At 47.4% G+C, this 4105-nt stretch carries 1 protein-coding gene and 1 rRNA gene; one reads left to right on the top strand and one right to left on the bottom strand.

Features of this window, described 5'->3' with window-relative positions:
• Nucleotides 1–544 precede the first annotated feature (544 nt).
• A 23S ribosomal RNA gene (locus DXD12_RS14970) occupies nt 545–3431 on the top strand.
• Between the two features lie 439 nt (nt 3432–3870).
• Here DXD12_RS14970 and DXD12_RS15455 read toward each other — a convergent pair.
• Nucleotides 3871–4105, bottom strand: a 235-nt coding sequence (locus DXD12_RS15455; RefSeq protein ID WP_207665270.1) for a hypothetical protein, incomplete at its 5' end; no start/stop codon positions are given.

Raw genomic sequence — 4105 nt, 5'->3', positions numbered from 1 at the left:
CATGGGAAAGCAGGTGGATGCCGGATTCCATTAAAAACAATTCGCTGAATGCGATTTGAAATAGAACGGACACATCGGAATGGATGAACTATCTGTGATGAGGATGTGTTAACCTACACCAGCAGGGAAGTGCTGTTTCATATAACTGGTTTTTACCAGTGATTCATAAGTTCGAGCTTATCGAGGTTGTGAATGACTGATAAATGGTCAGTCAAGTGGCTGTACATTGCAGTTCGGAAACAAAGTTTCCTCACTCACGTGCAGGCACGTTATGAAAACAAAACATTACGAAGGCTTATGAAAGCAAGCTTTCAACGCATTCGAAACATTTTGTTTTCGCAATGTACCTTGAAAACTGCATATTGAAAATCTGATACAAAGTTCAAACCGAGAGGTTTGAAACAAATATCAAGACATCCGAGGTGTTACACGAAAGTGTAACCAAACAAACCAAAACAAGCAATTATTAATTGTAAACACCATAAGCCAAAGATGCAACGCTATGCATCTGAGAGGAACACCGTACCCGCGGTGTGAATCAATTGGTTAAGCTAATAAGAGCGCAGGGTGGATGCCTTGGCACTAAGAGCCGATGAAAGACGTGATAAGCTGCGAAAAGCTTCGGGGAGGAGCAAATATCCATTGATCCGGAGATATCTGAATGGGGAAACCCGGCTGAGAAGACCTCAGTCATCCATACGCCAATCCATAACGTATGGAAGGGAACCCGCTGAACTGAAACATCTAAGTAGGCGGAGGAAGAGAAAGAAACATCGATTCCCAAAGTAGCGGCGAGCGAAATGGGAAGAGCCCAAACCAGAGTGCGTGCACTCTGGGGTTACGGACTGCATAAGTGAGCTGATTCGTTAATGGAACGGTCCTGGAAAGACCGGCCAGAGAGAGTGAAAGCCTCGTACATGAAAACGATAAGCAACGGCAGGATCCAGAGTACCGCGAGACACGTGGAACCTTGCGGGAATTCGGGGGGACCACCCCCCAAGGCTAAATACTCCTTAGTGACCGATAGCGCATAGTACTGTGAAGGAAAGGTGAAAAGGACCCCGGGAGGGGAGTGAAAGAGAACCTGAAACCCTGTGTTTACAAGCTGTGGAAGCACGTTAAGGTGCAACCGCGTACTTTTTGTAGAACGGTCCGGCGAGTTGCGGATGCTGGCGAGGTTAAGGAGTAAAGCTCCGGAGCCGAAGCGAGAGCGAGTCTTAATAGGGCGTAAAGTCAGCATGTGCAGACCCGAAACCGGGTGACCTATCCATGTCCAGGTTGAAGTTCCCGTAAAAGGGAATGGAGGACCGAACGCACATCCGTTGAAAAGGGTGGCGATGAGGTGTGGATAGGGGAGAAATTCCAATCGAACCCGGAGATAGCTGGTTCTCCTCGAAATAGCTTTAGGGCTAGCCTCGTATTAGTTTAGCGGAGGTAGAGCACTGAATTTCCTAGGGGGCGTCAAAGTCTACCGAAGAATATCAAACTCCGAATGCCGCATAAATGATGTACGGGAGTCAGACTGCACGAGATAAGTTGGGTAGTCAAAAGGGAAAGAGCCCAGACCTACAGCTAAGGTCCCAAAGTGTGTGTTAAGTGGAAAAGGATGTGGGATTTCGAAGACAACTAGGATGTTGGCTCAGAAGCAGCCACACATTCAAAGAGTGCGTAATAGCTCACTAGTCGAGAGGTCCTGCGCCGAAAATGTCCGGGGCTAAAACACAACACCGAAGCTTAGGAATGATTATATCATTGGTAGAGGAGCATTCTTAAAGAGAGGAAGCAGTACCGATAAGGAGCTGTGGATTTTTAAGAAGAGAGAATGCCGGAATGAGTAGCGAGATGGAGGTGGGAATCCTCCAGGCCGAATATCTAAGGTTTCCAGAGTAAAGCTGATCTGCTCTGGGTAAGTCGGGGCCTAAGGCGAGGTCGAAAGACGTAGTCGATGGATAACAGGTTGAAATTCCTGTACTGCATATCATCAGAACTGTGGGGACACAGAGAGATACCGGAACCTGGGAATGAAGATACCAGGGCAAGCGAGGTAGGTGCTAAGCTGGCAAAACCGCTTAGTAAGCCGAAGACGTGATGCGGAGCGAATTAAAGTAGCGAAGTCCGGGATTCGAGCTGTCGAGAAAAGCCGCTATTGTGTGATATGTACCCGTACCGTAAACCGACACAGGTGGATGAGGAGAGAATCCTAAGGCCGGCGGGAGAAGCATTGTTAAGGAACTCGGCAAAATGACCCTGTAACTTCGGGATAAAGGGTGCCACAGAGATGTGGCCGCAGAGAATAGGCTCAAGCAACTGTTTAGCAAAAACACAGGTCTATGCGAAACCGAAAGGTGAGGTATATGGGCTGACGCCTGCCCGGTGCTGGAAGGTTACGAGGAGAGGTTAGAGCAATCGAAGCTTTGAATCTAAGCCCCAGTAAACGGCGGCCGTAACTATAACGGTCCTAAGGTAGCGAAATTCCTTGTCGGGTAAGTTCCGACCCGCACGAAAGGCGTAATGATTTGAGCGCTGTCTCGACAATGCACCCGGTGAAATTGAAATACCAGTGAAGATGCTGGTTACCTGCGCCAGGACGGAAAGACCCCATGGAGCTTTACTCTAGCTTGATACTGGGATTCGGTACTGCATGTACAGGATAGGTGGGAGACTTTGATGACAGGACGCCAGTCTTGTCGGAGTCGCTGTTGGGATACCACCCTTGTGGTACTGGATTTCTAACCAACCTCCGTGACCCGGAGGTGGGACAATGTCAGGTGGGGAGTTTGACTGGGGCGGTCGCCTCCGAAAGGGTATCGGAGGCGCTCAAAGGTTCCCTCAGAATGGTTGGAAACCATTCAAAGAGTGCAAAGGCAGAAGGGAGCTTGACTGCGAGACCGACGGGTCGAGCAGGTACGAAAGTAGGACTTAGTGATCCGGTGGTAGAAAGTGGGATTGCCATCGCTCAACGGATAAAAGCTACCCTGGGGATAACAGGCTTATCACTCCCAAGAGTTCACATCGACGGAGTGGTTTGGCACCTCGATGTCGGCTCATCGCATCCTGGGGCTGAAGTAGGTCCCAAGGGTTGGGCTGTTCGCCCATTAAAGCGGTACGCGAGCTGGGTTCAGAACGTCGTGAGACAGTTCGGTCCCTATCCGGCGCGGGCGTAGGATATTTGAGAGGAGCTGCCCTTAGTACGAGAGGACCGGGGTGGACTGGCCTCTGGTGTATCTGTTGAACTATCAAGTTCATGGCAGAGTAGCCAAGCCGGGACGGGATAAACGCTGAAGGCATCTAAGCGTGAAGCCCCCCTCAAGATGAGATATCCCATACGCAAGTAGTAAGGCCCCTTGAAGACGACGAGGTAGATAGGGCAGAGGTGGAAGCGTAGTAATACCTGAAGCTGACTGTTACTAATCGGTCGAGGGCTTAACCAAAAGGTTATGGTTAAGAATTGGATAGGAAAGAGGAAGGTATTTCCTAAAAGGATGAAAGATAGAGAGGAGAAGAAATTCAGTGTGCAGTTTTGAAGATATGTAAAGAAGACCGTTGTACAGAAATGTATGGCGGTTTTTTGTGTAATAGGGAATTCCAATTTGACAGATATTCCTTAAGTTTTTCATAATGGCGCTGCTGGACTGACTTTCGATGTCCTTTACCGGCGACAAACGTTGTTTCATCCAACTGCCAGATTTCTGCGTATTTCGATGCGGCTTCCTTTAAGTATTCTGGCGAGTATTCTGTATTAATACTGAACTTTATCCCGTGTATTGAAGCTCAAGATTAATTTCCTGAAACAGGGAAGTGAGCTTCTCAAACAGGCGGTATCTGGATTTTTCAGTCGCTTTCTTCCATACCCATTATTAAAATTATATATTATGTACAGTTTTGAAAAATGGCACACCGCAATCTCGTTACTGTAGTGTTTGGAAAGAGAAGAGAGCAAATAGTTGTATATATGATAATAGAAGAAAATGGCGCAAAATAAATCAGCGGCATTTCCGCAAGAAGGATCAAAATAAGCTGGTGGGAATGCTGCTGATTTTTTAATTTAGTATGTGTGAAATAAATAGAAATGACAAAATATTCTAAAAAATCACAACAAAATAAA

Source organism: Clostridium sp. TF11-13AC (genome assembly GCF_003481065.1).
Lineage (GTDB): Bacteria > Bacillota > Clostridia > Lachnospirales > Lachnospiraceae > Otoolea > Otoolea fessa.
Note: the sequence above shows the minus strand (reverse complement) of the source record. Positions and strands in the feature narration are given on the sequence as shown.